Origin of the sequence: Novosphingobium pentaromativorans US6-1 (assembly GCF_000767465.1) — a bacterium.
GTDB classification, from domain to species: Bacteria; Pseudomonadota; Alphaproteobacteria; order Sphingomonadales; family Sphingomonadaceae; genus Novosphingobium; species Novosphingobium pentaromativorans.
Genome location: NZ_CP009292.1, coordinates 257,522 through 282,729, shown reverse-complemented (window position 1 = coordinate 282,729; position 25,208 = coordinate 257,522). Strand labels below are relative to the sequence as shown.

Genomic DNA, 25,208 nt, shown 5'->3' with positions numbered 1-25,208 from the left:
CTGCATTGATTTATCGATGGGCGGGCGTGAACGACCCAAGCGGGATGACAAAGTTGCCTTCTTCGCTTCCCATTGCGGAATGGATCTAGGGCCTGCTCAAAGGATTGCCGCACATCCAACGAGTGCGCGGTTACAGAGTTGAGGTGGCATTCAGAATAGAAGAATACCCCGGATCTGCGCGGCTACGTTGCCAAGCAAATCCGGGGGAGATCTATATTTCTTCTTGGATTGAACGCTTATGCAATCTTCTGAATGGTTTGCATATTCAAATCAACCTGTTTTGCAAGAGGGGCGGCTGCTGCCTTGGTCAGTTTCACAAGAGCATCATTGCTTTTCGAGCCACGCGCGATCGCAGCTTCGACGTTACGGCGCAAGAACTCACTCTGCAGCTTGTAGAATTCTGCCGGAGACGTGGCAGCGGCCATGCTCTTTAGACCTTCGGAAAGATTTTCGAAGCTGGCTCGATTGTCTTCAGAGTAAGAGGTTCCAAGCTTCTGCAGGCCTTCGGCAAAGATCTTTCCCGCCTCGAAAAACGCGCTGACGTTTGCCTTCGCTAATTCGCCGTAAGCCCCAAACGCTGACGCCCCTTTTTGGATGGCAATCTTTGCCTTGTCGTTGATTGCGTCGAACGGAATCTTCTCGGCATTCGTCTTAGTCATAGAATCCATTTTTTCTCTCTCCGTAGTAAAATTTGGGCCTTCGTGTGCACCGCGCAATCATTCGACTCGCCTGCCTCGCGATCAGTTGAATCGAGGCCGAAAGTCATGTCGATTGCTGCACTGCAGCATCGTCGCCGCTCGATGAGTATGCATGCCCAAGCGCAGCGGCCTGGGGCTCAGTACATGTGCTGACCGCCGTTGATCGACAAGGTCGAGCCAGTGATGAAGGCAGCGTTATCTGAGGCAAGAAAGGCGACCCCACGGGCAATTTCGTCTGCGTGGCCCAAGCGTCCGACGGGAATGTTGGAGACGATCTTCTCCAGCACCGTATCGGGGACGGCTGCGACCATGTCCGTATCGACATATCCAGGCGCAATTGCATTGGCTGTTACACCAAACTTCGCCCCTTCCTGGGCGAGCGCCTTTGTGAAGCCGTGAATGCCAGATTTGGCGGCAGCATAATTGACCTGGCCATATTGTCCGGCCTGACCATTGACTGAACCAATATTGATCACGCGCCCCCAGCGCCGCTCTCGCATACCCGGAAATGTCGCCTTGGCCATGTTGAAGCAACCGCCCAGATTGATCCGGATGACTTCGCTCCAATCATCCCAGCTCATTCTGTGGAGCGTACCGTCGCGGGTTATTCCTGCGTTGTTCACCAAAATATCAATCGGGCCGACTTCGGCTTCAACGCGCGCGCAACCTTCGAGACAAGCATCATGGTCTCCCACATCCCACTTGAATGCCGGGATGTCCGTCTCCTTTGTGAAAGTCTGGGCTGCGGCTTCATTGCCCGCATAACTGGCGACCACAGTCAGGCCTCTTTCCTTCAGCCTGAGTGCGATTGCCTTGCCAATTCCGCGTGTTCCACCCGTGACGATTGCCACTCGCGCCATTCAAGAATTCCTCTCGCTATGTCGGCTTTGCCAAGCCTTGGATCTGATTCCATATATGCAATCGTGCTGCACTGCACAACAAAATTGTGCAGTGCAGCATTTCTTGTGGTTTGTCATTAACTTGGGAACAAAGTGGTAGTTTTGTGCGTTTAGGTAACAAGTTTCGATTTCATCGAAACCAGAAGGCTCGTCCATTTCATTTCCGCAGGGCGAAGCCTTCGGGAAGGCGACCCGAACTCGGGCCGCTTTCTTTATCGATGGAGTAATCAGGCAATCGTGCTCAAGACAGCCCAGAGGTCCTCTTCAGACACTGGCTTGCGTCGAAGTTGGCAGAGCCTATTTCCCCCGCACCACAATTCGGCGGATCTATTGGGACTTTCCTTGTGCGCATGAACTAGCGCAGCAACCGAATCTGCAGCCTCGAACGTGATGACGTCTTCTGGGCTGCTGCCAGTCTCAAGCAAGATTAACTTATATAGCGGCACCAATTCCTCCCCCCGCGCAGATGATATCTGCGCATGCTCCCAAAAGAATCATTCCCGCGTTGGCATACTGTCTTGCAAAGAACATGAGCGCAACAATCAATTGGTCTTGGAAGGAACAATTCATTCTGGAATTTGGCAGACGATCTATGACTCGTTTCGTCAACCGGCACATGGGCTTCCAATCGAAACGATCCAGGACATCGGACGATGTTAACCCGAGAGTGCAAGCGGCAGTAAGCGAGCCCGAGCACGGCAGTGATCGATAAATGATTCCGTTAAGGCACCAGGCGCAGGAAAGCGCGGGTCCAACGCCGGCAAGAAGTTCGTCGACCTTCAGCGGCATATCACCGGAGATACCGATGCGCGCTTACTGATGGTTGTCAATCGGCGCGCGAACGGGCACCGGGATCGGCGTCGGTGCGCGGGCGACTTGCGAACACCCATTGCTGCAAGTGCGACGTGACGGTGCGGATTTAAAGGTCAGCGCTTCGACTATTGGATAAGTTCACCGGTGACTGTCAGCATCGCGTCGCTCAAGGGATCAACCCATCATTTGGTCACGGTTTCGCAGACGCGGACCTCTTTGCTTTTTCCCCTGGTGAAGATCCTCTTGGCCTTTGAACTTTGGACAAAGAGGCGAGTGCAGCATCTGCACGCTCCAGGCTCAATATTGTTGGTATGCGGGCAGTGGCCTCCCAAGCCGGTCGCAAGGCGCAATGGTCTCGAAGGGGTCCTGGCGCGGCGTGAAGCCCAGATGTTGGACCTCGACATCAGCAAGCTTCCAATCGAAACGCACCCCAGCGCACCCCTTTGCGAGCCAGACAATCTTGCCTTGCGCTTCAATGAAATGGTTCAGACGTAGATGAATGAGCGTTCCACCCTCAAGTTCAAGATGGGGCGCCTCGATCATGCAGCCCCCGGCAGAAAGATCGTAGACAAAGACCTCATGCCGTCTCTCACCAACAAAGCATTCGACTTCACGATCAATGATGAAACGCTCGTGCTCACGCTCATCCATGGATAATCTCCCGAATCGTCTGTGAAAATTTGGCCGTGAATTATGAAGAAATTGTGAGTTTTGGTTCAGGTCATTATTAAATTGAGCCAGCATAAAGTTATGTGTTTAAACATAAGGTGATGAATTCAACTGGAAATGCCGATGTGACGCAAACGATGCCGTGAAGTTCATTCGAAGAGTGCGGCGCTGCATGGGTAAGAGGTGACAATAGCCCACATTGCCGGTCGCCTCTTGCTGATGCCCTTGCACTGCGGCATTGCAGATTGCAGTTGAGATCGCCCCTGATTCTATCCCAGCGCCTTGGCGCTCCGCCATCGGTGCAGTACCCCCGCAACGATGTTCGGGCGTCGGAGCTACGACATCAATATCCCGATCCCATTTGCGGCAATGGCGGCAGCATTCGTCCAAACCGGTCGCGCGGGGCCAAAGCCTCGAAAGTCTGGTGTCGCGGCGTAAAGCCCAGATACCTGACAGCCGCTTCATGAAGTTTTTGGCCGAAGCGCACGCCAGCGCTCGCCCCAGCCTTCCAGACAATCTGGCCGTTCACCTCAATGAAATGGTTGAGCTTGAGTTCGACCATGGTCTCGACCTTGAGCGGAACTCGCAAAGCCTCGATCATGCACCCGCCAGAACAAAGGTCGTAGAGGGAAACCTCATGACGCCTATCGTCGACAAAGCATTCAATCTTCCGCTCAACTACAAAGCGTTCGTATTCGCGCTGGTCCATCCCACATCCCCCGATGTTGCACGAAATGTAGAACGGCGATCATTAACCTGCAGTTAGCTCGCATGGCACCTTTTTGTTTGGCGAAACTGACAATTCGCTCCCCGTTCCAACGGCCATCCGCCGATGGTCGTGCGTATGATTGTCGTGCTCGCAGCGGGTCTCGACGAGCACGTAGCATTGAGCCTGGGAGTCGATCTTCCGGGAAGGTCGGCATAGGCATGGACTTCGACCGGATGCCCTACTACCCGCAACGCAACCGAGTACCTGTTGTAATCGAACCGCGACAGCAACGTCCTGGATACCGAGGCAGTGAAAGCGTGGAAACCCTAGAACGGGAACGTCGGCATGTGCATGAACGCGGGCTTCTCATCCTCGACCACATCAGCGATGGTGTGACCACGCAGCTCGGGATGGCGATGGGCTTCGGCTATGCCGGGAATGATAGCTGAACTTGTGGTCCTAGGCCTCAATCGCCTTCCTAACCATCGTCCTCGAAACATGCAGCCGCTGCGCTGTCTCTCCCGCCGATCTGCCCGCAAATTGGCTGGCGGCACGACGATCCGGCCGCCGCCTTCGACTCCGTTTACGCCATTTGGACGGGCGAGCGGTCTTGTCACAAGCGATGGCGCCGTGCCACCTATGTGATAGCTCGCAGAACCTCGCGCACTCGCTATGCCACTGCGAAGCTGGCACGGGTCCGGTTGGCGAAGGCGACCAGCGAAAGCATGACCGGTACTTCCACCAGCACCCCGACCACTGTTGCAAGAGCCGCTCCGCTGCCAAGGCCGAACAGGCCGATGGCAACGGCCACGGCAAGTTCAAAGAAGTTCGACGTGCCGATCAGCGCGCAAGGGGCAGCCACCGCATGCGGGACTTTCCAGAGCTTCGCAGTGCCGTAGGCAATGAAGAATATCCCGTAGCTCTGTATCACGATCGGCGTCGCGATCAGGACGATCAGCAGGGGGCGGGACAGGATCGTCTGCGCCTGGAAGCCGAACAGGAGCAGGACGGTCAGCAATAGACCAAGGATCGAGAGCGGCTTCAACCGTCCGGTGAACTCGCTGACGGCACCTTCGTCGCCACCATGCGTTACCAGCAGGCGATGGCGAACCCACGCTCCGGCGGCGAGTGGCACCACGACATAGAGTGCCACGGAAAGCAGAAGCGTGTTCCATGGCACGACGATATCGGTCACGCCCAGCAGCAGCGCCACGATCGGCGCGAAAGCCACGATCATGACAAGGTCGTTCACCGCAACCTGTACCAGCGTATAGGCAGGGTCACCCTTGGTCAGCTGAGACCAGACGAAAACCATTGCCGTACACGGCGCGGCGCCGAGCAGGATCAGGCCGGCTATGTACTGCTGGGCATCGCTGGGTTCCAGCAACCGGGCGAAGGCGAATTCAAAGAACAGCACACCAAGCGCTGCCATGGTGAACGGCTTGATCATCCAGTTCACCGCGAGGGTGATGACCAGGCCCTTGGGCTTCTCTCCCACGCGGCGCACCGCGGAAAAATCCACCGCGACCATCATCGGAAAGATCATCGCCCAGATCAGGACCGCAACGACGAGATTGACAGACGCATATTCGAACGAGGCAAGCGCGGCGAACAGGCGCGGTGCCGTATTCCCCAGCAGAATACCGCCGACGATGGCCCCGCCGACCCAGACCGACAACCATTTCTCGAACAGGCCCAGTCCCGCCGCACGGGCCTCTGCTACCGCTGCGCTTTCACTCATTGGTGATCGGCGTCCCGGCCTATGGCATGAAGAGTCTCGTGCAGAGCCATCTTTTCAAGACTGGCAATCGGCAGTGCAAGCAGCAGGTCGATGCGCCGCTTGAGCATGCGGTAGGCTTCCAGAAATGCCGCGGCCTTTTCGGCATCGTGCCCCTGGACCGCGGCCGGATCGGGGATGCCCCAATGCGCGGTTATCGGCCTGCCGGGCCAGACCGGGCAGCTTTCCGCAGCAGCGTTGTCACAAACGGTGAACACCAGATCGAACTCCGGTCCGTCGATGAACTCGTTCCAGCTCTTGGAGCGATAGCCCTCGACCGGATACCCGAGCGTTTCCAGCGTATGGATCGCCCATGGATTGACCGTGCCCACCGGCTGACTGCCCGCGCTATAAGCCCGGAAATGCTCCTTGCCTTCGTGGTTGAGGATAGCTTCGGCGAGGATTGAGCGTGCCGAATTACCGGTGCAAAGGAACAGCACATTCAGTGGTGTGTGGCTCATGACACCCTCTAGCAGCAAGATGGGGACGAGGCAGACGCGGCAACAACCTGCGGGACGCAGCAAGCGCTCTGGTCCGCCTTGCCGGAAACGAGACCGCCCAGATCGGGCGAACCGCCATATGTCGTGCTGTCGCCATCGGTGAGGAAGGCTTCCCAGACGACGCCATCGGGATCTGCAATCCAGCTCTTTTCCGACCGCGCATAACAGCAAGTCGTCGCGCCTTCATCGAGGACAGGACCGTCCGCCGCCTCAAGCCGCCCCTGGACCGCGGCAAGTTCCGCCCTGTCCTCGACTTGCATGCCGACATGCTCGATCCCCTTTGCCGCGCCGTCGCGATGCGAAATGGCAAAGTTGATGCAAGGATCCTCGAGCATCCACTTCGCGTAGTCGGGCTTCGTCACTGTCGGCGCGCTACCGAATAAGCTGCTGTAAAAGACGATCGAGCGATCGATGTCGCTGACACCGACGTGAACGTGAAAACGCTTCATCAGGCCGTCCTCCTCTTCGCTTCGCTATTGCAGGTTGTTTCCTGACCGCAGGGAATGCCGCCGCAGCAGTTTTCCGTGAGATATTCCATCAGGCCGTTCATCGCCGAATAGTCTGCCGAATAGATGATCGAGCGACTTTCACGCCTCTGGCTGACAAGCCCGGCATTGGCCAGTTGAGCAAGGTGAAAGCTCATCGAGGAAGCCGGCACCTCGAGTTTTTCCGCAAGCGCACCAGCGGCAATGCCTTCCTCACCGGCCTGCACCAACAGCCTGAAGGCCGCCAGGCGATGCTCCTGGGCCAGGGCAGAAAGTGCGCGGATCACGATTTCGGCTTGCACTGCATTCTCCGATGATTCGAGAACTATAGAAATATCGAATTCGCAGCCTGGTGGCAAGAACGAAACAATTGAAACGCGAACGCCTGTCTTGCGGCATCGGATTGAAACAGCCCGGACGCAATCTTGCCTGCATGCCACGAACGAAAAGCGTTCGCCGGAGCAAGTTCACCTTTCCACAAACACCTCAGACAAGGACCTTTGACCATGACCACTGCCACTCTCGAAAAGCCCGCCAAGGTCGCCATGAACGGCGTCGATGTCCCCGCATTCCTCGCCACTCTCGGTGCCGTCGACGGCCAGCGGGAACTCGCCAGGTTCTCCTTCCGCGCAGAGGGCAACTGGATTTCGGGCACCCACAGCCAAGCCCGCATGGGCAATTTTCAAGGCGCCGGCGGCGAACAACAGCGGGATGACGGGCACATGATCCACGGCGATCACCCCGCCGTTCTTTGCGGCAGGGATCAGGGTGCAACCCCCGTTGAAATGCTGCTTGCCGCACTCTCGGCCTGCATTACCGCGGGCATCGGTAACATCGCCTCGATCCGCCAGGTCAGGCTGGAATCGGTTGAAACCGTGGTCGAGGGCAACATCGACCTGCTCGGCATTCTAGGCCTCGACAACACCGTGCGCAACGGCTTCGAGGGTATCAACATCCAGGTACGCATCAAGGGCGATACCGGCGCCGAGGATCTCGAGAAGATCGTCCATCAGTCGGTCGCGCGCTCTGCCGTGTTCGATGTGCTTACAAATGGCGTGCCAGTGACTGTTTCGGCCCAGACCGCCTGATCTCCATAACTACCCCCCGCTCTCCCGAGCGTCCTCCTGCCCCGTCGGCCCGTGCCGACGGGGCTTCTTCATGATCCCATGCTGCTCGCTTGCCGTGAAACGATTGAAACAAATTGGCCGGCGCAGCGGCACATGACTGATACCTGCCCTGCCTAGGCTTGCTTACGAACCCAAGGAGCAAGCTTACATGTCTCGCCAAATCGACAGCCTTATCATCGGCGCCGGACAGGCCGGCCTTGCCATGAGCCGCTGCCTTGCCGAGCGCGGCATCGATCATGAAGTGGTCGAGCGGGGCCGCATCGGCGAACGGTGGCGCTCGCAACGCTGGCCCTCGCTGCGCCTGCTCACACCGGGCTGGATGACACGGCTTCCCGGCGCCCAGCTCGCCCGGGAAAGCGACGGATTTCTCGCTTCGGCGGACCTCGTGAAGCGCCTGCAAGGCTATGCCAGCGACTTCGCCGCTCCCGTCACCGAGAATTGCGAGATCCTCGCCGTTGAACGCATGGCGGACCGGTTTCGCGTCGCCACGTCGCGCGGCACCCGGATTGCACGCTCTGTCGTCATTGCGACGGGTGCCTGCGACCGCCCTCGCCTTCCATCTTGGGCGAGCAAGCTCTCGCTCGCTATCCACCAGGTCACCCCCGGCAGCTATCTCACTCCGGACCTGCTGCCCAGCGGCGGCGTTCTGGTCGTCGGCGCTTCGGCGACGGGCGTCCAACTCGCACGAGAGATCCGCCGCCATGGCCGAAATGTCACGCTTGCTGTTGGTCGCCATGTCCGCGCGCCGCGACGCTATCGCCGGCAGGATCTGTTCGACTGGCTCGAAGAAAGCGGCTTTCTGGCCGAGGCACGACCTGCAGGAGCCGAAAATGGCGCCCTGCTGAGACAGCCCTCGCTGCAGCTCGTCGGCGATCCGACAGGCGGAAACATCGATCTCCCCGCTCTTGCAGGTGAAGGCATCCGGCTTGTCGGTCGAGTTACCGATGCGCAGGGCCTGCAAGTCAAGCTTGCCGAGGACCTGACCGAGCAATGCCGTGCGGCCGAAGAGCGCCGTCACATCCTGCTTCGCGCAATCGATGCACATATCGAGCGCGCGGGCCTTTGCACCGACCACGATCCCGCTGCATGGAGCGCACCACTGGAACCCGCCGCAGCGCCGGAATGCCTCGACCTGCGCGCCGAGGGAATAACCAGCGTGCTCTTCGCAACCGGTTACGCGCGACGTTATCCTTGGCTGCACCTGCCGGTCACCAACACCGCGGGCGAGCTGATCCAGCACGGCGGCATCACGGCGATACCCGGTCTCTATGCCCTCGGCCTGCCCTTCATGCGCCACCGCGCCTCCGCTTTCATCGACGGCGTGGGCCGCGATGCCGAGGCGCTCGCCCCGATGATCGCTGCACAGCTTGGCGCTGCACGTCCGATAGCCGTCTGATGAGGAGAACCACCATGAGCACGCCCATCTGGAACCACGAACGCTATGACGCCGTCGTTGTCGGAGCCCGCCCTGCAGGCGCTGCAACCGCCATGCTGCTAGCACGCGGCGGTGCGCGGGTCCTGTTGGTCGACCGCAGCCCCCTGGGCAGCGACACACTATCGACCCATGCCCTGATGCGCGGTGCGGTGATGCAACTGGCCAGTTGGGGCCTGGAAGGTGATCTGCTCGCCTGCGGCACTCCCGGGATCGAGCGGACCAGCTTTCATTATGGCCAAGAGCGATTCGACATTGATATCCGACCCGCCTTCGGAACCAATCGCCTCTATGCGCCGCGTCGCACAGTGCTGGACCGCGTAATTGCCGATGCCGCCGAAGTTTCCGGAGTGGAACGCCGCTATGGCCTCGAATGCATGGGCGTGATCCGAAAGCAGACACAAGGGCCGGTGAACGGGGTTATCCTGCGCGATACGCGAGGCGCCCACTATCGCGTCGAAGCGGACATCGTCATCGGGGCAGATGGACGCCGATCGGGCATCGCCCGCGAAGTGGACGCCAGATACCTTATACGCATGCATCAGGCATCCATGTCGATCTACGGCTATTTCACCAGGATGCCGAATGACGGCTTCCGTTGGTACTGGGGCAAGCAGGCTGCCGCTGGCGTCATTCCCACGAACAACGAGGCAAGCTGCGTCTTCCTCTCGCTCCCCCGCGAACGCCTGAGCGATTTTCGCAAGGCCCTTCACCCGTCGCGCTTCCTCAATCTGATACAGCAGGAATTCCCGGAAGTGGGCGCGCAGCTCACTCATACAGCACGCACCGGTCGCCTTGTCGGGTTCCCGGGACAACCCGGATACATGCGCGAATGTGCCGGTCCGGGCTGGGCCCTCGTCGGCGATGCGGGCTGGTTCAAGGACCCTCTCACCGCACATGGGATCACCGATGCGCTGCGTGACGCGCAGATCCTGGCCGATGCGGTACTGGCAGGGAGCCCTCGCAGCTATGCCACGACACGCGATGGCCTGAGCCACGGCATGCTGGAGATCTCCGACCGCATCGGATCGTTCGATTGGGACCTCCAAGGCATCGCGGCGCTGCACGAGCAGCTTAATCGCGAGATGAAAGCGAACCAGAACTGGATAGCGAATAACCTCATGCGCTGCGCAGTCCCGGCATGAGAAAGGCAATAAATATGCAAGAAGGCTTGCAAGAATCGGAATTCAAGGCGCAAAGTCCCCGGGCAATTGCGACGGGGGGTGTTGCAATGGAAAGATCGCTTTTTGAAAAGTACGGCGGCTTTGCGGTCATCAGCCGTATTGTCATGGACCTCTACGACCGGCTGCTCGAAGACGACGATGTCGGACCCTTCTTCGAGAACGTCGATTTGCCGCGTATCGTCGACCATCAGACACAATTCGTGTCGGCCCTGATGGGCGGCCCCGCCTCGTTCACCGATGAGCAGATCAGGCGTTTGCACGAACGGCTCGACATCAACGATGCGCACTTCGATCAGCTCAAGGTCCTCCTCGCCGAAACCTTGGGCGATCACGGCGTCGCACCCGAGGATATCGATACCGTGGCGCAGGCGTTCGAGCAGCGGCGCGGCCTAGTGGTGGGATAGCGCCATGTCGATAGAAGCCATCAACGAACAACTGCTGCGCGCCATCGGCGTCGGCGTTGCCCTGCTCGACCTTCGCGAACTGCGCTTCCGCTTTTTCAACGACACCTTTCGCGAATGGTTCGGAGACGTCGAGATCGGGCAGACATTGACCGACCTGTTCCCCGAATTCGACGTTGCCGCGATGCGCGACGCCTTCAAGGACAGCGTCCGCTTCACCACCGAGGCCAGCTTTCGCCTGCGCCGCCGCACGATGACCATTGCAGTGACCATCGACAGCGCAGAAGAAGGTGGCGAACCGATCGCGGTCCTGGTGTGCCAGAATATCTCGCGCATCAAGGAGCTGGAAGCGATGATCGATTCCTATTCCATGATGGTCGAGCGGAACACGCGCGAGATCAAGCGCGAGAAAGAGCAGGTGGAGAAGCTCCTGCTCAACATGATGCCACGCTCGGTCTACGAGGAATACAAGAGCTTCGGCGTCGTCACTCCACGTCTTTACGAGGATGTCGCCGTGCTGTGCCTCGACTTCGCGGGATTTTCCGAATTCGTCGTCGAAAACGATGCCGGGGTCGTCGTCAGCGAACTCAACGACATTTACACCGCCTTCGACCGAATTGGTGACCAGTTCGGGTGCGAGCGGATCAAGACCGTGGGCGACACCTATATCACGGTAGCCGGGATGCCCGATCCTGCAGATTCAGCATCGAGTTCGATCGCCAATGCAGCGGTGCGTTTCGTGCGCTATCTGGAGCAGCGCAACCGCAGCCACCCGATACAATGGCGCTGCCGCGTCGGCGTTTCGCAAGGTGCGGTGATAGGCTCTGTCGTCGGAGTGCAGAAGTACATCTACGACGTCTTCGGCCCCGCCGTCATAGAGGCGAGCCAATTGCGCCAGTTGGCACAGCCTATGCACATTGTAGGCACGCGGGCGTTCATCCAGGCCTTGCCCGATCCTTGTTCCAGCGAACCGGTCGGCACGCTTGACCTTGGCGGCAAGGAACCGGAGGAAGTCTTTGCCCTGACCGGCCGTCTGGATGCAGCGGAAGGGGCCTGAGATGGCCCAGGCTGTGCATGACATGGACAGCCGCCGACTCATCGGCGAAGTCATCGACGCCCTGCCCGATGGCCTGGCAATCTTCGACGACGCTGCAAAACTGGTGCAGGCAAACCGGCGCTTTCGTGAACTCAATCCGCTCGTGGCCGAACTGGTCGAACCGGGGCTCGACTGGGGCCTGCTGCTGTTCGAGATGGTTGCGCGCGGCGCGGTCTCAGCCCACTCGCGCGTAGCGCTCGAAAGCATGGAAATGCGCCTGGGAGACGATGAGCGCGCTCCGCCCCCGCTCGAATTGGAAACGAGGCAGGGCATGATTCATGTCCTGACGATGCGCCAGACTGCAACCGGCGGCTTCGTCGTGACCCAGAGCGACATTACCGAGGCGCGGCAACGCGAGGAAAGCGACCGTGAGGCCGACACCCTGCTTCGGGAAGTTCTTGAAGCATGCCCAGCCAATCTGGTCATGGCGCGAATAGGCGACGGACAAATCATCTATCGTACCCCCGCAGCGCGCGACTTGCTCGGTTCCGGACGCGATTTTGGTGCGCACTTTGCCTCCCGCGGTCAGAGGGCGGATTTCATAACCGCACTATTGCCGGAAGGCCGGGTCGATGAAATGCGCGTCGACGCCTTGCGTCCTGATGGCGATCCGTTTCCCTGCCTCGCCTCGGCCCGCCTAATCGATTATCGCGGCGAGGACGTCGTGCTCTACTCGATGGTCGATATCAGCAAGGAATCCGCCTTGCGCAAGACGCTGTCCGAACAACGGGAAAGGATCTTTCAGGCCGAAAAGATGTCGGCTCTGGGCGAGCTTCTCGCCGGCGTCGCCCACGAACTCAACAACCCGCTCTCCGTAGTCGTCGGCCACGCCTTGATGATGCGCGAAGAGGCCAGCGATCCTGACACGATCCGCCGGATAGAGAAGATCGGCTCCGCCGCCGAACGCTGCACCGGAATCGTCAAGTCTTTCCTTGCAATGGCCCGGCGCCAGAACCTGAAAGTCGAAGCGATAGACTTCGCCGCGGCAATCCGCGACGCGATCGACACCCTGCAACAAGGTGCAGGTGCGCTGAGTGCGAGAATCGAGCTGGACATCGGTCTCGGGCTACCGCCGCTGCAGGGCGACGCTGGCCAGATTCGGCAGGTCTTCATGAACCTTGTCGCCAATGCCGACCAGGCGATTCGGGAAGGTGGTGGCAGTCGCATCATGATCCGCGCCCGCGAGGAACCTGGCGGCGCGTCCATGACCATCCATGTCATCGACGACGGACCCGGAATTTCGGAAGAGGCTGCCAAGCGCGTGTTCGAACCGCTCTTCACGACCAAGGCTCCTGGGCAGGGCACCGGCATCGGTCTCGCCTTTTGCCACCGTGTCGTCAATGCGCATGGCGGCACCATTGCACTCGTGCCTGCAACCAAGGGGGCCAATTTTCGTATCACCCTGCCCCTGGCCGAGCCGGAACCCGAAACCCTGCCAGAAATGGAGCGAACCGAACCAGTCGCGGCAACCGGCCGGGTTCTGGTCATCGACGATGAAAAGGACGTCAGCGACCTGATCCGCGAGATCCTGCGCAAGGAAGGCTTTCAGGTCGACAGCGTCGCCAGTGCGGAGCGAGGTCTCGCGCTTGCCCGTTCCGGAGGCTACCGGGTGATTCTGACCGATCTCAACATGCCCGGCATGGGTGGACGCGGCCTGTTCGAAACGCTGGCGGGCGAACGCCCCGAGATCGCTGAGCGTATCGCCTTCGTCACCGGCGACACGATGAGCCCGGAAGTGCGCGCTTTTCTCGAATGCGCCAACCGGCCCTATCTCGAAAAACCGATAGCCCCGCGCGACTTGCGCAGCCTCGTCACGACAATGCTGAAGGCAAATCATGTCTGACGCACCGCTGATATACGTCTGCGACGATGAGGCCGACCTTCGCGACATGGTCGCCGAATACCTCGCACGCCACGGCCTGGAGGTCGCGCAAGCCGGATGCGGCGATGAATTGCGCGCCCTGATCGCCGAGCAGAGGCCCGACCTCATCCTGCTCGACATCAACATGCCGGGCGAAGACGGCCTATCGGTCCTGCGTAGCCTGCAGGCGAACGATGCGCCGCACGTTATCATGTTGACGGCGGCAGGCGAGACGGTGGACCGCATCGTCGGACTGGAAATGGGCGCCGACGATTACCTCGGCAAACCCGTAGACCTTCGCGAACTGGTCGCGCGCGTCAGGGCTGTGCTGCGGCGCAAGGGATCTGCCGATCGACTTCCGGAGCGAGCCGGGGGAAAGAACCGCTTCGCTTTCGGCAAATGCACGCTCGACCTCGAGGCCGCCAAGCTCTTCGATGGAGAGGGCAACGCACTCCCGCTGACGGCCATGGAATTCAATCTCCTCAAGCTCTTTGCCCGCAACAAAGGCCACGTTCTCAATCGCGACCAGATCCTCGAAGGTGCGCACGACCGCGCTTGGGAACCCTTCGATCGCAGCATCGACATCCGCATCTCGCGCATTCGCAAGAAGATCGAGGTCAACCCGGAGAAACCGACCGTGATCCGAACCGTGCGCGGCATCGGCTACATCTACGACCCCGGCTGAAACAATCGAAACATTCGAACTACCCCGGCGCAATCGGATTGATACGCACCAGAGCGAAGATCTCCTCCAAGCCCGGCGACAATCGCCGATGAGAGGAGTTTTCTTCGATGAACAAGCCCCATTTTCCGTCGATTGCCGGTAGCGCCGGTGTTCGCAATTCGATCCTCGAACTGATTGGCAACACGCCCACGCTGCTGGCGGAGCACCTCTCACCTCCAGGCCGCGAGATTTACCTCAAACTTGAGGCGTTCAATCCGATGGGCTCTGTCAAGGACCGGCTTGCCCTCGGCCTGATAGAAGCGGCCGAACGCGACGGATCGCTGAGGCCTGGCCAGACGGTGATCGAGGCCACCAGCGGCAATACCGGTATCGGCCTTGCCATGGTCTGCGCACGCAAGGGCTATCCGCTCGTCATCGTCATGGCCGAAAGCTTCAGTGTCGAACGGCGCAAGATCCTGCGCTACCTTGGCGCCAAAGTCGTGCTGACCCCAGCGGCGCAGAAGGGCACCGGAATGCTCGCCAAGGCGCGCGAACTGGCCGAAACGCATGGCTGGTTCCTGCCCAGGCAGTTCGAGAACGAGGCCAATGCCGAAGTGCATGCCCGCACGACCGCGCAGGAAATCCTCACCGATTTTGCCGGCGCCCCGCTCGATGCCTTTGTCAGCGGGGTTGGCACAGGCGGTACGCTGGCAGGCGTCGCCCGCGCGCTCAAGGCGCAAAGTCCCGGAACGCTGATCGTCGGATGCGAACCGGACAATGCGCCGCTCCTGTCATCGGGTGTATGGCAGGACTATGCTGCGGACGGCAGCCCGACTTCGAGCCATCCCCGCTTCCGGCCCCACCTGATGCAAGGATGGATGCCCGATTTCATCCCCCACGTGACCGCACGGGCCTTTGAGGACGGGCTCATCGATCGCGTCATGCCGGTCGGCGGGCAGGAAGCGCTCGACTGGTCGCGGCGACTGGCCCGTGAGGAAGGAGTATTCTGCGGGATCTCCAGCGGAGCCACTTTCGCGGCGGCCCATCGCCTGGCTGAAACAATGCCGGAAGGGTCGCGCATCCTGGCCATGATCCCGGACACAGGCGAGCGCTACATGACGACACCGCTCTTCGCGGGGATCGAAGAGGCGATGAACGCAGAGGAACTGGCGATCTCCACCTCTTCACCGAATTTTCGTTTCGACCTGCCCGCTTCGCCCACCCCGGTGCCAACGAAGGCCGAACCCGCCGATGGCGAGGCGCGTGCCCATATAGATGCGATTGTCGTTGACAGCATGCAACCGGTGGTCATGTTCGCGCTGCAATGGTGCGAATTCTGCTGGTCGGCCTGCAAACTGCTCGATGCATTGGGTGTGCCCTATCGCAAGGTCGACCTCGATGGCGGTGAATATACCGATGCGGACTGGGCCGGACGCGTCCGCCGCGCGCTAGCAGAACGGACCGGGGCACCGACCATCCCGCAAGTCTATATAGCAGGCACGCATGTTGGCGGCGCGACCGAACTGTTCGATGCGCATAACAGCGGCACGCTGGCCCGAAGGCTGGCCAAGCTCGGTCTCGAGTCCCGGGACAGTAGGATCGAAGATGCCTACTCGCTGCTTCCCCAGTGGATGCAGCCGCGATGAACGCGCCCGTCCAGCCCACTTCGCTGCAGGACGTCCTGTCCTTCGCTGCACATCACGCCACGATCTCTCGCAGCGAAGGCGCCGAGATGCATGCTGCGGCAGGCGTCAAGCAGCTGCGGACATTGTTCGACATTCCGCTCGACACAACCCCGCGCGATGCCGTCGCGGTTCTGGCAGAGCTGGTCGAAGCTGCGAAACCGGGGCTGAGCGCCACCACATCGCCGGGTTTCCTGTCCTGGGTAATCGGCGGCTCCCATCCCGCCGGGGTTGCTGCCGACTGGCTGACGTCGGCCTGGGGGCAAAACGCCGCGATCTACCAATGCGCGCCGTCAGCGGCCGTGGCCGAAGAAGTCGCATCGAAGTGGCTATTGGAACTCCTTTCCCTCCCTCCCGAATGTTCGGTCGGCTTCACGACCGGGGCGACCATGGCAACCTTCACCTGCCTGTCCACGGCCCGCCTCGCCCTCCTCGATCGGCTCGGAGTGAGGATCGAGGAATGCGGCCTCGCCGGGGCACCGCCACTGGAAGTCTTCATCGGCGACGATGCCCATGTCACCAATTTTGCGGCCCTGCGCTATCTCGGCTTCGGAAGCGACCAGATCCGCCGCGTCGCCTGCAACGATGGCGGTACCTTCGAGCTGCAGGCCTTGGCCAAGGCGATGGAAGACAGCGCGGCGGCGGCCAAGATCGTGATCGGCCAGGCTGGCCAGATGATCAGCGGCGCCTTCGACGATTTCGCGGCCCTTGCCCAGCTTTGCAGCGAACACCAAGCCTGGCTTCATGTCGACGGGGCCTTCGGCATGTGGGTCCGCGCCAGCGAACGCCGTCGCTTCCTGGCCAAGGGCGCCGAGCTTGCCGATTCATGGTCGGTCGACGGGCACAAGTGGCTGCAGCTTCCCTATGATTGCGGTTTCGCGATCACGCGCCATGCGCAATACCACCGCCGGGCCATGACCATGGACGCCAGCTACCTCACGCGGGACGAGTGCGACGGTCGCCATCCCAGCGATTACGTGCCGGAACTCTCGCGCCGGGCACGCGGCTTCCCGGCATGGGTGATGATGCAGGTGCTGGGCCGCGATGGCATCGGCCAGATGGTCGAACGTCACTGCGCGGCCGCCTCTGAGCTGGCAGCACGGATCGACGGGATCGAAGGTGTCGAACTTTGCCACGCGCCCACGATCAACCAGTTGGCCCTGCGCTTGACGGGCATCGACGATGCGCAAGGCGACGCCCTTACCCATGCAATGACCGAACGCCTCAATGCCACCGGTCGCCATTTCCTGAAAACGGCGCAATGGCGGGATCACACGATCATGCGGGTTTCGATCATGGGCCATGAAACCGATGCACAGACGGTCGCCGGCCTGGCCCGCGACATCGAGGTCCTGTGCCGGGAACATACCGCCGACGCCAACGCGGCTTTCGCCTGCAACAATTGAAACCTGAATGCCCGGTCAGCGACATCCGATCGATACTTGCAAAGCCTAGAAATTTCTTCACGCAAGTAAAGCGGACACAGAGACAACCGAATAGCGAGCATGGCAGTCAGTCTTCCAAGTCGCGGCCCCGCTCCCGGCCTCAGGACATTGCAACAGGTGCAATACACTGCGCATGGCGCTGCACCTGACCGCATTCGATCCCGCGCCCTATTCCAGGCCTGTCTATCCGCTCAAGTAGAGATCAGAGGATGGAGCACGGCCATGAACAGGGACCTACTTACCGCCTTAGCATTATCGGCCGTTCTGATTACGGGTGGCTCACCGGCTGCACGCGCGGCCATGCCGCAAACATCGCCGCATGACTGGGTTCTTGCGACCGAGAATGAAGCAGGCCCGGCACAGTTGCACGTCATCTTCTCGATGCTCACCGAGCCGGCCTGCCATCATGTGCGGGGCGAGATGGTCACCGGCGACTGCCGGTTCGGCAGCACTTCCAGTGATGAGAAGCTGCGGCGCGTCAAACGGCAACGCAAGATTGAAGTTGACCTGACGCAAACGGAATGGACCGAACTCATGGAAGACTGAGCGGCCCTTGCCCCTGCCTAGCCCCGCAGTTGGCCCGTCATTGTCGTGCCTTGCGTAAAACGGCCCTGCGATGTCGCCATAAGGAACAGATCCCCGCCCTTTTCGGCGGCGGCCGGCCCGATATCGCGCAGCAGATGGTCGATCACGGCGCCGTCAATCTCCCCTTCCTCGACGATGGCGTTCCGGGTGAAGAGTTCCTGGCAGATCAGATCGTCCTCGTGATCCTCACCGGTCAGGTCGCCGATGCGCTCGAGAAGCAAGGGCACCGCCGCCGGCGTGCGTTCGGCGTTGAGCGCGGCCATCACCATCAAACCGTCCAGAATATCCGCCTTGGGCAGCGGTACACCGCGAAACACGAGGAACAACGGGGTTGCGCCAACGGAATCGTAAAGGACCGAGAAGATGTTGCCTTCAGCCGGAAAGACGTAGCCCTCGAATACGAGGCCCTGGCTGCCCATTCGCACTTGCAGCATGCCATTCGCCATCACGCGGATCATGCCGTAATCGTGAAAGAACTTGTCCCTCATGATCACCGATGGCCGGGTTGTCCTCCAGAAACCTTCGTAAGTTGCGCCGCGCTGACCGGTGACACGCCGGGACTGCTCCAAGAAGGCAGGCGGCAATACCGCGATATCGCTTGCGAAACCCTCTTCGGCGATCGAGGAGATGGGATCGAGGCCAAGCAAGCTCGCAAACGAGGTAATATCCCGCTCCCAGTCAGCCATCGTGAAGCTGGGCTGGCGTGAGGCAACAAGTCCGGTGATACGCGAAAGGTTGTGATCGGTTGGCCGCACCGCCCCCGATGCCCACCGACCCACAAGCGACTTATCTACCGCAAGCGCCGCGGCCACCGCAGCCCTACTGAGAGACAAGGCCTTGAGAACAAGGCGAAATCTCTCAGAGAAGTGCGCTTTCGCATCCATTGTTCAAGAGTGAACACAGATTTGCGCACTTTGCAACGGGTTGCACCCTCTTGTGCAACCCGCGCGCCGCGAGAAGCGACTGATCGCATGGTCCCCTGCGCCCTAGCCTTCAAGCCTGCCGCACTGCCGATGGGCAGTTCTCGGCAATAAAACAGGAGGTTTAGATGACCCTAATTAGCGAACGGCAACATCAACGCGGCGGGACGGGAAAATTCATCCTGCTCGGCTCGGTTGCGGCCATGACGCTCGGCCTTTCGGCCTGTGTCGGCGTGCGTATTCCGGAAGATGCGTTCTTCGGCGAATGCACAACCTGTCCGCCGATTCAGCCGGACGATGAGGATCCCAACCAGGAAGCCCAGATCGGAGCGGTCTCCGAACCCGGCCTCGGAACGAACCCCATCGTACCGACTTCGTTCGACGAACTCATCGCTGGCTCAGATAGTGACACCGACCAGACGATAAAGCTCCGTCTCGTCCAATCCTCGCGCGCGCTTTCAATCGGCGATGTCTCGGTTTCCTCGTCCGATCCTGCGACCGACGATGGCGGGGCGCACTTCACAATCACGATACCCGCCGATCCCGATAGCGAGACGATAACCACGTTCACGCTGGGCAACAATGCCTTGGGGGTCAAGGACGTCGCCTTTACCGAAGACGATTACGAATCCCCTGTCCGGAATGTGACCCTGTCAGACGGCAGAAAGCTCTCGGTCGCCATGTTTACCGAAGACAGGAATACGCAGGAAGCAGGCAGTGAACTCGACTGGACCGTGTACGGCAGTTGGGGCATCCGTTCCGCGACGAACATCCCGCAAAGAGGCGCAACGTTCGTAACGGGGATCGAAACGTCGGACAGCGCAATCCCGACGAGCGGCACAGCGACCTTCAACGGCTTCGTGGAAGGTTCTGTCACGGTGCCCAGCGGAACTGCCATCGACACCGCTTCCATCCGGGGCGATGCGACGATCACGGCCAATTTTGCGAACGGTACGATATCGGGCGCGGCGTCCGATATTACTGCCATTCCCATCGGCACCCTGCCCATGACCGGACCGGTTACACCGGGTTCCCCACAAGCGTGGAACAGCTTGAGTTTCCAGGGAACCATGACAAGCGGCCTGAACGGTTTTTCCGGGGCCACGGCCGTCACCTCCGCTCCGGAAGGCGCCTATTCGCTGCTCGACAGCGCAACCGGCTATTTTGCCGGCATGTTCTACGGCCCGGGCGCGGAAGAACTGGGTGCTGTCTGGAACCTCTACGATGGCATTGGTGCAGCCACCGGCGTCCTTATCGGAAAGCAATGACATGCCCTGCCGAAGCCATGATCCCGGCCTCGGCCACTGGTGGCGGCTAGGCTTGCTGGTCTTTGGAATGGCCAGCAGCGAAGCCGCCGCCAATGAGCCTGCGCCTGTCGCCATGAACGCGCGGCCCTCGACCGATGCAGAAGACGCACCGGTCGTCGGCCTTGAAGCCCTTGTCGAACAATTGCTTCGGGAGGGTCGGACCGAGGAGGCCGCAAGCATCCTGGAACAATTTGCAAAGGACGATCTCCACAAGGTCCGCATGCAGTTCCTGAAAGGCATGGTCGCGCTTACCCGCCGCGATTACCGCGAAGCGATCAACCGGTTCCGCGTGATCCTGATCGATCATCCCGACGCTGTTCGCGTGCGCCTCGAATTGGCGCGCGCCTTCTTCATGGACAAGGATTACGCCAATGCCGACAGACAGTTCAGACTGACTCGCGCCGGGAAGCTGCCCCGCGACGTTCTCGCCAATATCGACGCCTATCTCTTCGCGATCCGACAGTCCAAGGAATGGTCCTACAGCGTCAACCTGTCGCTGGCGCCCGACACCAATATCAATGCCGGCCCGACTGCGCGCGAAGTGACACTCTACGGCCTGCCTTTCGAACTCTCCGACGATGCCCGACATCGCAGCGGAATTGGCCTCGCTGCGGACTTGAGCGTCGAATGGGCACCTCGGATTGCCCGTAATGCGCGCCTGCGCATGGGGTTCAACGGCCAGCGCCGCGAATATTCCGGGTCACGCTTCGACGACATGACCCTGGGAACCTACATCGGGCCACGCTTCGTCAGCCGTAAGTGGGACATCTCCTTGCTGGGTACGGGCTTCCAGCGCTGGTATGCAGGTTCACCCTACGCGCGATCCGCCGGCACACGCGTGGATGCAACCCACTACCTCTCACCGACCTTCGTGCTATCGGCCAGTGCTTCGGCCCAGTGGCTGGACCACCAGCGCGTGCCGGCAATGAGCGGTCCGATCCTGTCGTTTGGTGTGAGCGCCTTTCATCCGCTTAATTCGTCGAGCGCGCTCACGGCCAAGATCGGAATCAACCGGCAAGATGCCAGAGACGCAGCCTATTCAAACTGGAGCGGCTATGCCGCGCTGGGTTATTATCGCGATCTGCCGGCGGGATTCTCGATATACATTGAACCCTCACTGGCATTCGCCCGCTACGACAAGGCTGTCCCGGCGATCGGCTTGAAGCGTTCGGACAGAACCTTGTCGGGCCAGGTGACCTTGCTCAACCGGCACATCGTCCTGTCACGCTTCACACCGCGCCTGTCCTACACTTTCACGAAGCAGGACAGCAACGTCCCGCTCTACCGCTTCACACGCAGTCGTATCGAGATAGGCCTGACAACGAACTTCTGATTGCGCTGATCAGGTCCATTTTGCGCGGTCGCGGTTCATGGCCTCGGACACGGCGATGGTCGTCATGTTGAGGACTGAGCGCGAGGTCATGCTGGGAGTCATGACGTGGATCGGGCGCGACAGACCCATCAGCATCGGCCCGACGGTCGGCGAGCTTGACGAAGCGCCTAGCGCGGTGAGCGTGATGTTGGCTGCATCGAGGTTGGGCATGACCAATAGATTCGCTGGCCCTTCGAAACGGGTATCAGGCACCAGCCTTTCACGCAGCGGCTGCGAGAGCGCGGCGTCGGCATGCATCTCGCCGTCGACTGCCAAATCGGGCGCCTTTTCGCGCAGCATGGCCAGCGCGGCCCGCATTTTGCGGGCACTGGGGCTGTGCGAGGCACCGAAATTGGAGTGCGAGAGCAGGGCAACGCGCGGCTCCAGGCCGAAGTGCCGGATCTCCCTGCTCGCCAGCAGCGTCATTTCGGCGATCTGCTCGGGCGTCGGCTCGGGAACCATGTGCGTATCGGTGATGAACAGCGCACCGGCATCGAGGATCAGGCCTGAAAGCGCATAGACGCGCTGCGCGCCCGGCGCGCGGTCGATGATCCGCAGCACGTATTCCATCTGCCCCCAGTATTCCGAGTTGCCGCCGACAAGGGCAGCATCGACCTGCCCGGTACGCAGGAGCATCGCGGCGGTCACGGTAGGGCGACGATAGATATGGCGCACGATTTCGGGCGCAGGCACGCCCTTGCGGCCTGCAACATTGCGATAAGCCTCAACCAGCGGTTCGATGATCGCGTGGTCGGTTTCCGGATCGATCACCTCGACATCGCGGTCGAGCTCGAAGCGCAGGCCAAGTTCGGGAAGGCGTCGTTCGAGAATGCGGCGGCGCGCCACGATGACCGGGCGGGCGATGCCGTCGTCCAGAACGTCCTGCACCGCGCGCAGGACACGCTCGTCCTCGCCTTCACCATAGGCGATACGCGTCTGCGATCCGCGTGCTGCCTCGAATACCGGCATCATCAGCTGCGCGGAACGGGTATTCTTCTGCGCCAGCGAGCGACGATAGACTTCAAGGTCGAGGGGACGGCGGGCCACGCCGCTGTCCATCGCCGCCTTGGCCACTGCCGGGGCGATCTCGGCTATCAGGCGAGGGTCGAAAGGCGTGGGAATGATGTATTCGGGCCCGAATGCCAGCTTGCGCCCGCCATAAGCCTGCGCGACGCTTTCATGGGCGGGGAGACGGGCCAGCGAGGCAATTGCCTCGGCTGCGGCGACCTTCATCTCCTCGTTGATCGTCGTCGCCCCGACGTCCAGCGCGCCGCGGAAGATGTAAGGGAAGCACAGGACGTTATTGACCTGGTTGGGAAAGTCGGAGCGGCCCGTGGCGATGATGGCATCGGGACGCGAAGCGCGCGCGATGTCGGGCAGGATCTCCGGCTCGGGATTGGCCAGCGCGAAGATCAGCGGCTTGTCGGCCAGGAGCGGCAGCCATTCGGGCTTGAGCACGCCGGGCGCGGACAGGCCGAGGAACACATTCGCGCCGGGCAGAACTTCCGGCAGGGTACGCGCATCGGTCTGGCGGGCGTAGCGCGCCATGTTTGGCAACATGCCTTCGCGCCCTGCGTGGATCACGCCGTCCTTGTCGGTCAGCGTGACGTTCTCGGCGGGCAGGCCCATCGATACCAGAAGGTCGACGCAGGCGAGCGCGGCAGCTCCGGCGCCCGACGTCACCAGCTTGGCCTCGCCAAGGCTCTTGCCCTGCAGGACCAGCGCATTGCGCACCGCGGCAGCCACGACGATGGCGGTGCCGTGCTGATCGTCGTGGAAGACCGGAATGTTCATCCGCTCGCGCAATGCCGCCTCGATGGCGAAGCATTCCGGGGCCTTGATATCCTCCAGATTGATGCCGCCGAAGGTCGGCTCGAGCAGGGAGACGGCATCGACGAACCGGTCGGCGTCGGTCGTGTCCACTTCGATATCGAAAACGTCGATGTCGGCGAACTTCTTGAACAGGACCGCCTTGCCTTCCATGACCGGCTTGGAGGCGAGCGCGCCAATCGCGCCCAGGCCCAGGACGGCGGTCCCGTTCGAGATGACCGCGACGAGATTGCCGCGGGCGGTGTAGTCAGCCGCCTTGTCCGGATCCCTCGCGATCTCCTCACACGGCGCGGCCACACCCGGTGAATAGGCCAGCGCAAGGTCACGCTGGTTGACCATGCGCTTGGTCGGCTCGATCCTCAGCTTTCCCGGCTGCGGGGAAAGGTGGTAGTCGAGAGCCGCCTTGCGCAGGTTTTCGTCCATGGTGCGTTAGAACTCCGGTTCACAGTCAATGGTTATGCGCCTCCTCAGACGAGAGTCGCGCACATTTCAACCTCGAACGACAGGGCTTGCGCAGATAGAATAGCAATTAGGCAGATTGTGCCGCGAAGGAGGCACTGAAAGGCCCCGCCCTGCGGATCGGCTCAGGACTTCACTGCAGCCTGTAATCGGCGACGAACCCGAGATGATCGGACAGGCCGAAGCCCCCATCGCTGGCACCGAAGGGAACGTCCACTCCAGTCAATTGCAAGCGCGAGCCTTGCCCCGCCCTGAAGTATTCCTTGTCCTTGGCACGGCTGACGACGAAGTCGAAGTCGCTGCCCGAGGGAGCGCTTACCCTGCCATCCATCGTCGCAATAACTTCCTGCCCGCCAGGCAGAAGCCCTCCATCTTTCGCGGCTGCGGCAAGGCGATCCCGGTCATGTCCAAGATTGAAGTCGCCGCCGAAGATGACGTCGGACCCGGGGGCGACCTGCCTTTCGACGAATTGTCGAACGGCCACGACTTGCCAGGCATAGGCTTCGTTGGCGCGCCTCGTCGATACACCCGAGGCATGGCGCGCGTTGAGATGGGTGTCGACGACCGTCACCGGCTTATCGACGCCGGGAACCTTGATTTGCGCCAGCACGGCGCCCTTCGTCGCGAGGCAATCGAAACCGGCGCAGGCGTCCTGCGGAAAGGCCATCTTCGCCGTAGCGACGACGGGATAATCGGACAGGATCAGCAGGCCACTGTCCACCCATTTGCCTTCGCCCTCACCCTTGCTCCAGTGAACCTTTGCGCGAAATTCCCCGTCGAGCGAGCCCGTTGGTGCTGCCGAAGAGTCCTGCGGTTGTGGCCCGCTCACCACGTATGGATAGCCGCCGATGGCGCCAAGCGCCTTGGCCTCGGGAATGAACGCCTCCTGCAGGAGCACGACGTGAGGCTGTCTGCCCTGCGTGCGCAGATGTCGAAGCCGGCGACCGATCTCCAGCAGCGCGGAGGAACGCCCCAGGGCAATGGGCCAGGGCAGACCCTTCACGTTGTAGGTCATGACGGAAAGTTCGGAAGAAGGCGCGCCCGGCACCGCCGCGACGGTGGCGGGCACGACGGCTGCGGGCGCCCCGCCTGCCACATTGACGGCAAATGCACTGAACACCGCCGCCACGGCGGCGAGGCGAAGCATCCTCATCGATCCGGTTCCCAATCGCTACCTGACGAGGACGCCGCCGCCCCGCTCTCTCCGCAGTCGCGCGGGGCACTCTTGCTCACCCGCCCGGACAAAATCGCATCCCTGAAAAAAGATTTTCGCGTCCGACTGGGGAAAACGGC

24 protein-coding genes and 1 pseudogene are annotated in these 25,208 nt (G+C 61.0%); 13 read left to right on the top strand and 12 right to left on the bottom strand.

Annotated elements, in window-relative coordinates; genetic code table 11:
- Positions 1-236: 236 nt before the first annotated feature.
- From JI59_RS20030 to JI59_RS28235, 5 genes and pseudogenes are all read right to left on the bottom strand, one after another.
- Positions 237-668, bottom strand: coding sequence for a phasin family protein (locus JI59_RS20030; RefSeq protein ID WP_138921490.1), 432 nt, complete (start codon positions 666-668; stop codon positions 237-239).
- A 167-nt stretch (positions 669-835) separates the two neighbouring features.
- Positions 836-1,558 (bottom strand): acetoacetyl-CoA reductase, encoded by a 723-nt coding sequence (gene phbB / locus JI59_RS20025; RefSeq protein ID WP_039858110.1) that lies wholly within the window; start codon positions 1,556-1,558, stop codon positions 836-838.
- A gap of 1,149 nt (positions 1,559-2,707) precedes the next feature.
- Positions 2,708-3,061: a PilZ domain-containing protein gene (locus JI59_RS26325; protein ID WP_007014564.1), complete on the bottom strand. Its 354-nt coding sequence runs from the start codon at positions 3,059-3,061 to the stop codon at positions 2,708-2,710.
- Between the two features lie 361 nt (positions 3,062-3,422).
- Positions 3,423-3,788 (bottom strand): PilZ domain-containing protein, encoded by a 366-nt coding sequence (locus JI59_RS20015; protein WP_007014565.1) that lies wholly within the window; start codon positions 3,786-3,788, stop codon positions 3,423-3,425.
- 53 nt (positions 3,789-3,841) lie between these two features.
- A pseudogene (locus tag JI59_RS28235) lies at positions 3,842-4,090 on the bottom strand (Mu transposase domain-containing protein); the annotation flags it as partial.
- 15 nt (positions 4,091-4,105) lie between these two features.
- Here JI59_RS28235 and JI59_RS28040 point away from each other — a divergent pair.
- Positions 4,106-4,237 (top strand): hypothetical protein, encoded by a 132-nt coding sequence (locus JI59_RS28040; RefSeq protein WP_007014566.1) that lies wholly within the window; start codon positions 4,106-4,108, stop codon positions 4,235-4,237.
- 221 nt (positions 4,238-4,458) lie between these two features.
- On the opposite strand, the gene arsB is transcribed toward JI59_RS28040, so the two are convergent.
- The 4 genes from arsB to JI59_RS19995 are packed head-to-tail and all read right to left on the bottom strand — an operon-like array spanning position 4,459 to position 6,852.
- Positions 4,459-5,529, bottom strand: a complete 1,071-nt coding sequence (gene arsB / locus JI59_RS20010) for an ACR3 family arsenite efflux transporter (protein ID WP_007014567.1) — start codon at positions 5,527-5,529, stop codon at positions 4,459-4,461.
- Entirely contained in the window at positions 5,526-6,026 is a 501-nt protein-coding gene (locus JI59_RS20005; RefSeq protein ID WP_039858113.1) for an arsenate reductase ArsC, read from the bottom strand. Before JI59_RS20005 ends, arsB begins: the two co-directional genes overlap by 4 nt.
- Before the next feature lie 8 nt (positions 6,027-6,034).
- Positions 6,035-6,514: an ArsI/CadI family heavy metal resistance metalloenzyme gene (locus JI59_RS20000; RefSeq protein ID WP_007014569.1), complete on the bottom strand. Its 480-nt coding sequence runs from the start codon at positions 6,512-6,514 to the stop codon at positions 6,035-6,037.
- Positions 6,514-6,852 carry an ArsR/SmtB family transcription factor gene (locus JI59_RS19995; RefSeq protein ID WP_007014570.1) on the bottom strand — a complete coding sequence of 113 codons (339 nt, stop codon included), beginning with the start codon at positions 6,850-6,852 and terminating at the stop codon, positions 6,514-6,516. Before JI59_RS19995 ends, JI59_RS20000 begins: the two co-directional genes overlap by 1 nt.
- A gap of 204 nt (positions 6,853-7,056) precedes the next feature.
- Between JI59_RS19995 and JI59_RS19990 the strand changes: the two genes are divergently transcribed.
- The 10 genes from JI59_RS19990 to JI59_RS26875 all read left to right on the top strand — a co-directional run bounded on the left by JI59_RS19990 (position 7,057) and on the right by JI59_RS26875 (position 17,988).
- Entirely contained in the window at positions 7,057-7,638 is a 582-nt protein-coding gene (locus JI59_RS19990; protein ID WP_007014571.1) for an OsmC family protein, read from the top strand.
- Between the two features lie 187 nt (positions 7,639-7,825).
- Positions 7,826-9,073 (top strand): flavin-containing monooxygenase, encoded by a 1,248-nt coding sequence (locus tag JI59_RS19985; protein ID WP_007014572.1) that lies wholly within the window; start codon positions 7,826-7,828, stop codon positions 9,071-9,073.
- Between the two features lie 14 nt (positions 9,074-9,087).
- Positions 9,088-10,254 carry an NAD(P)/FAD-dependent oxidoreductase gene (locus JI59_RS19980; RefSeq protein ID WP_007014574.1) on the top strand — a complete coding sequence of 389 codons (1,167 nt, stop codon included), beginning with the start codon at positions 9,088-9,090 and terminating at the stop codon, positions 10,252-10,254.
- 86 nt (positions 10,255-10,340) lie between these two features.
- Positions 10,341-10,697 carry a group I truncated hemoglobin gene (locus JI59_RS19975; protein ID WP_007014575.1) on the top strand — a complete coding sequence of 119 codons (357 nt, stop codon included), beginning with the start codon at positions 10,341-10,343 and terminating at the stop codon, positions 10,695-10,697.
- Between the two features lie 4 nt (positions 10,698-10,701).
- Complete coding sequence (locus tag JI59_RS19970; protein ID WP_007014576.1) at positions 10,702-11,751, top strand: adenylate/guanylate cyclase domain-containing protein; 1,050 nt, start codon at positions 10,702-10,704, stop codon at positions 11,749-11,751.
- Between the two features lies 1 nt (position 11,752).
- Entirely contained in the window at positions 11,753-13,633 is a 1,881-nt protein-coding gene (locus JI59_RS19965; RefSeq protein WP_081474052.1) for a hybrid sensor histidine kinase/response regulator, read from the top strand.
- Complete coding sequence (locus tag JI59_RS19960) at positions 13,626-14,336, top strand: response regulator (protein WP_007014578.1); 711 nt, start codon at positions 13,626-13,628, stop codon at positions 14,334-14,336. The genes JI59_RS19965 and JI59_RS19960 overlap by 8 nt, the downstream gene beginning before the upstream one ends.
- Positions 14,337-14,443: 107 nt before the next feature.
- Positions 14,444-15,961, top strand: coding sequence for a pyridoxal-phosphate dependent enzyme (locus JI59_RS19955; RefSeq protein ID WP_007014579.1), 1,518 nt, complete (start codon positions 14,444-14,446; stop codon positions 15,959-15,961).
- Positions 15,958-17,403: a pyridoxal phosphate-dependent decarboxylase family protein gene (locus JI59_RS19950; protein ID WP_138921493.1), complete on the top strand. Its 1,446-nt coding sequence runs from the start codon at positions 15,958-15,960 to the stop codon at positions 17,401-17,403. Before JI59_RS19955 ends, JI59_RS19950 begins: the two co-directional genes overlap by 4 nt.
- A gap of 261 nt (positions 17,404-17,664) precedes the next feature.
- Positions 17,665-17,988, top strand: a complete 324-nt coding sequence (locus tag JI59_RS26875) for a hypothetical protein (protein ID WP_138921494.1) — start codon at positions 17,665-17,667, stop codon at positions 17,986-17,988.
- 17 nt (positions 17,989-18,005) lie between these two features.
- On the opposite strand, the gene JI59_RS19940 is transcribed toward JI59_RS26875, so the two are convergent.
- On the bottom strand, positions 18,006-18,806 hold the full coding sequence (locus JI59_RS19940) for a hypothetical protein (protein WP_203226102.1): 801 nt from the start codon (positions 18,804-18,806) through the stop codon (positions 18,006-18,008).
- Between the two features lie 269 nt (positions 18,807-19,075).
- Between JI59_RS19940 and JI59_RS19935 the strand changes: the two genes are divergently transcribed.
- Together JI59_RS19935 and JI59_RS19930 are read left to right on the top strand one after the other, a co-directional pair.
- Complete coding sequence (locus JI59_RS19935) at positions 19,076-20,215, top strand: transferrin-binding protein-like solute binding protein (protein WP_007014583.1); 1,140 nt, start codon at positions 19,076-19,078, stop codon at positions 20,213-20,215.
- Between the two features lies 1 nt (position 20,216).
- The gene (locus JI59_RS19930; protein WP_039858116.1) at positions 20,217-21,587 is read left to right on the top strand and encodes a surface lipoprotein assembly modifier; all 1,371 of its coding nucleotides are present in this window, start codon (positions 20,217-20,219) and stop codon (positions 21,585-21,587) included.
- Between the two features lie 9 nt (positions 21,588-21,596).
- On the opposite strand, the gene JI59_RS19925 is transcribed toward JI59_RS19930, so the two are convergent.
- On the bottom strand, positions 21,597-23,879 hold the full coding sequence (locus JI59_RS19925) for an NADP-dependent malic enzyme (RefSeq protein WP_007014585.1): 2,283 nt from the start codon (positions 23,877-23,879) through the stop codon (positions 21,597-21,599).
- Positions 23,880-24,048: 169 nt separating this feature from the next.
- Complete coding sequence (locus JI59_RS19920) at positions 24,049-25,068, bottom strand: endonuclease/exonuclease/phosphatase family protein (RefSeq protein ID WP_238532607.1); 1,020 nt, start codon at positions 25,066-25,068, stop codon at positions 24,049-24,051.
- Between the last annotated feature and the right edge of the window lie 140 nt (positions 25,069-25,208).

Coding starts and splice junctions, on each gene's coding strand:
- JI59_RS19920 (WP_238532607.1), bottom strand. CDS start 25,068: ATGAGGATGCTTCGCCTCGCCGCCGTGGCGGCGGTGTTCAGTGCATTT.
- JI59_RS19955 (WP_007014579.1), top strand. CDS start 14,444: ATGAACAAGCCCCATTTTCCGTCGATTGCCGGTAGCGCCGGTGTTCGC.
- JI59_RS19950 (WP_138921493.1), top strand. CDS start 15,958: ATGAACGCGCCCGTCCAGCCCACTTCGCTGCAGGACGTCCTGTCCTTC.
- JI59_RS20015 (WP_007014565.1), bottom strand. CDS start 3,788: ATGGACCAGCGCGAATACGAACGCTTTGTAGTTGAGCGGAAGATTGAA.
- JI59_RS20005 (WP_039858113.1), bottom strand. CDS start 6,026: ATGAGCCACACACCACTGAATGTGCTGTTCCTTTGCACCGGTAATTCG.
- JI59_RS26875 (WP_138921494.1), top strand. CDS start 17,665: ATGAACAGGGACCTACTTACCGCCTTAGCATTATCGGCCGTTCTGATT.
- JI59_RS19930 (WP_039858116.1), top strand. CDS start 20,217: ATGCCCTGCCGAAGCCATGATCCCGGCCTCGGCCACTGGTGGCGGCTA.
- phbB (WP_039858110.1), bottom strand. CDS start 1,558: ATGGCGCGAGTGGCAATCGTCACGGGTGGAACACGCGGAATTGGCAAG.
- JI59_RS19985 (WP_007014572.1), top strand. CDS start 7,826: ATGTCTCGCCAAATCGACAGCCTTATCATCGGCGCCGGACAGGCCGGC.
- JI59_RS19935 (WP_007014583.1), top strand. CDS start 19,076: ATGACCCTAATTAGCGAACGGCAACATCAACGCGGCGGGACGGGAAAA.
- JI59_RS20030 (WP_138921490.1), bottom strand. CDS start 668: ATGGATTCTATGACTAAGACGAATGCCGAGAAGATTCCGTTCGACGCA.
- arsB (WP_007014567.1), bottom strand. CDS start 5,529: ATGAGTGAAAGCGCAGCGGTAGCAGAGGCCCGTGCGGCGGGACTGGGC.
- JI59_RS19980 (WP_007014574.1), top strand. CDS start 9,088: ATGAGCACGCCCATCTGGAACCACGAACGCTATGACGCCGTCGTTGTC.
- JI59_RS19925 (WP_007014585.1), bottom strand. CDS start 23,879: ATGGACGAAAACCTGCGCAAGGCGGCTCTCGACTACCACCTTTCCCCG.
- JI59_RS19965 (WP_081474052.1), top strand. CDS start 11,753: ATGGCCCAGGCTGTGCATGACATGGACAGCCGCCGACTCATCGGCGAA.
- JI59_RS19975 (WP_007014575.1), top strand. CDS start 10,341: ATGGAAAGATCGCTTTTTGAAAAGTACGGCGGCTTTGCGGTCATCAGC.
- JI59_RS20000 (WP_007014569.1), bottom strand. CDS start 6,514: ATGAAGCGTTTTCACGTTCACGTCGGTGTCAGCGACATCGATCGCTCG.
- JI59_RS19960 (WP_007014578.1), top strand. CDS start 13,626: ATGTCTGACGCACCGCTGATATACGTCTGCGACGATGAGGCCGACCTT.
- JI59_RS19970 (WP_007014576.1), top strand. CDS start 10,702: ATGTCGATAGAAGCCATCAACGAACAACTGCTGCGCGCCATCGGCGTC.
- JI59_RS26325 (WP_007014564.1), bottom strand. CDS start 3,061: ATGGATGAGCGTGAGCACGAGCGTTTCATCATTGATCGTGAAGTCGAA.
- JI59_RS19990 (WP_007014571.1), top strand. CDS start 7,057: ATGACCACTGCCACTCTCGAAAAGCCCGCCAAGGTCGCCATGAACGGC.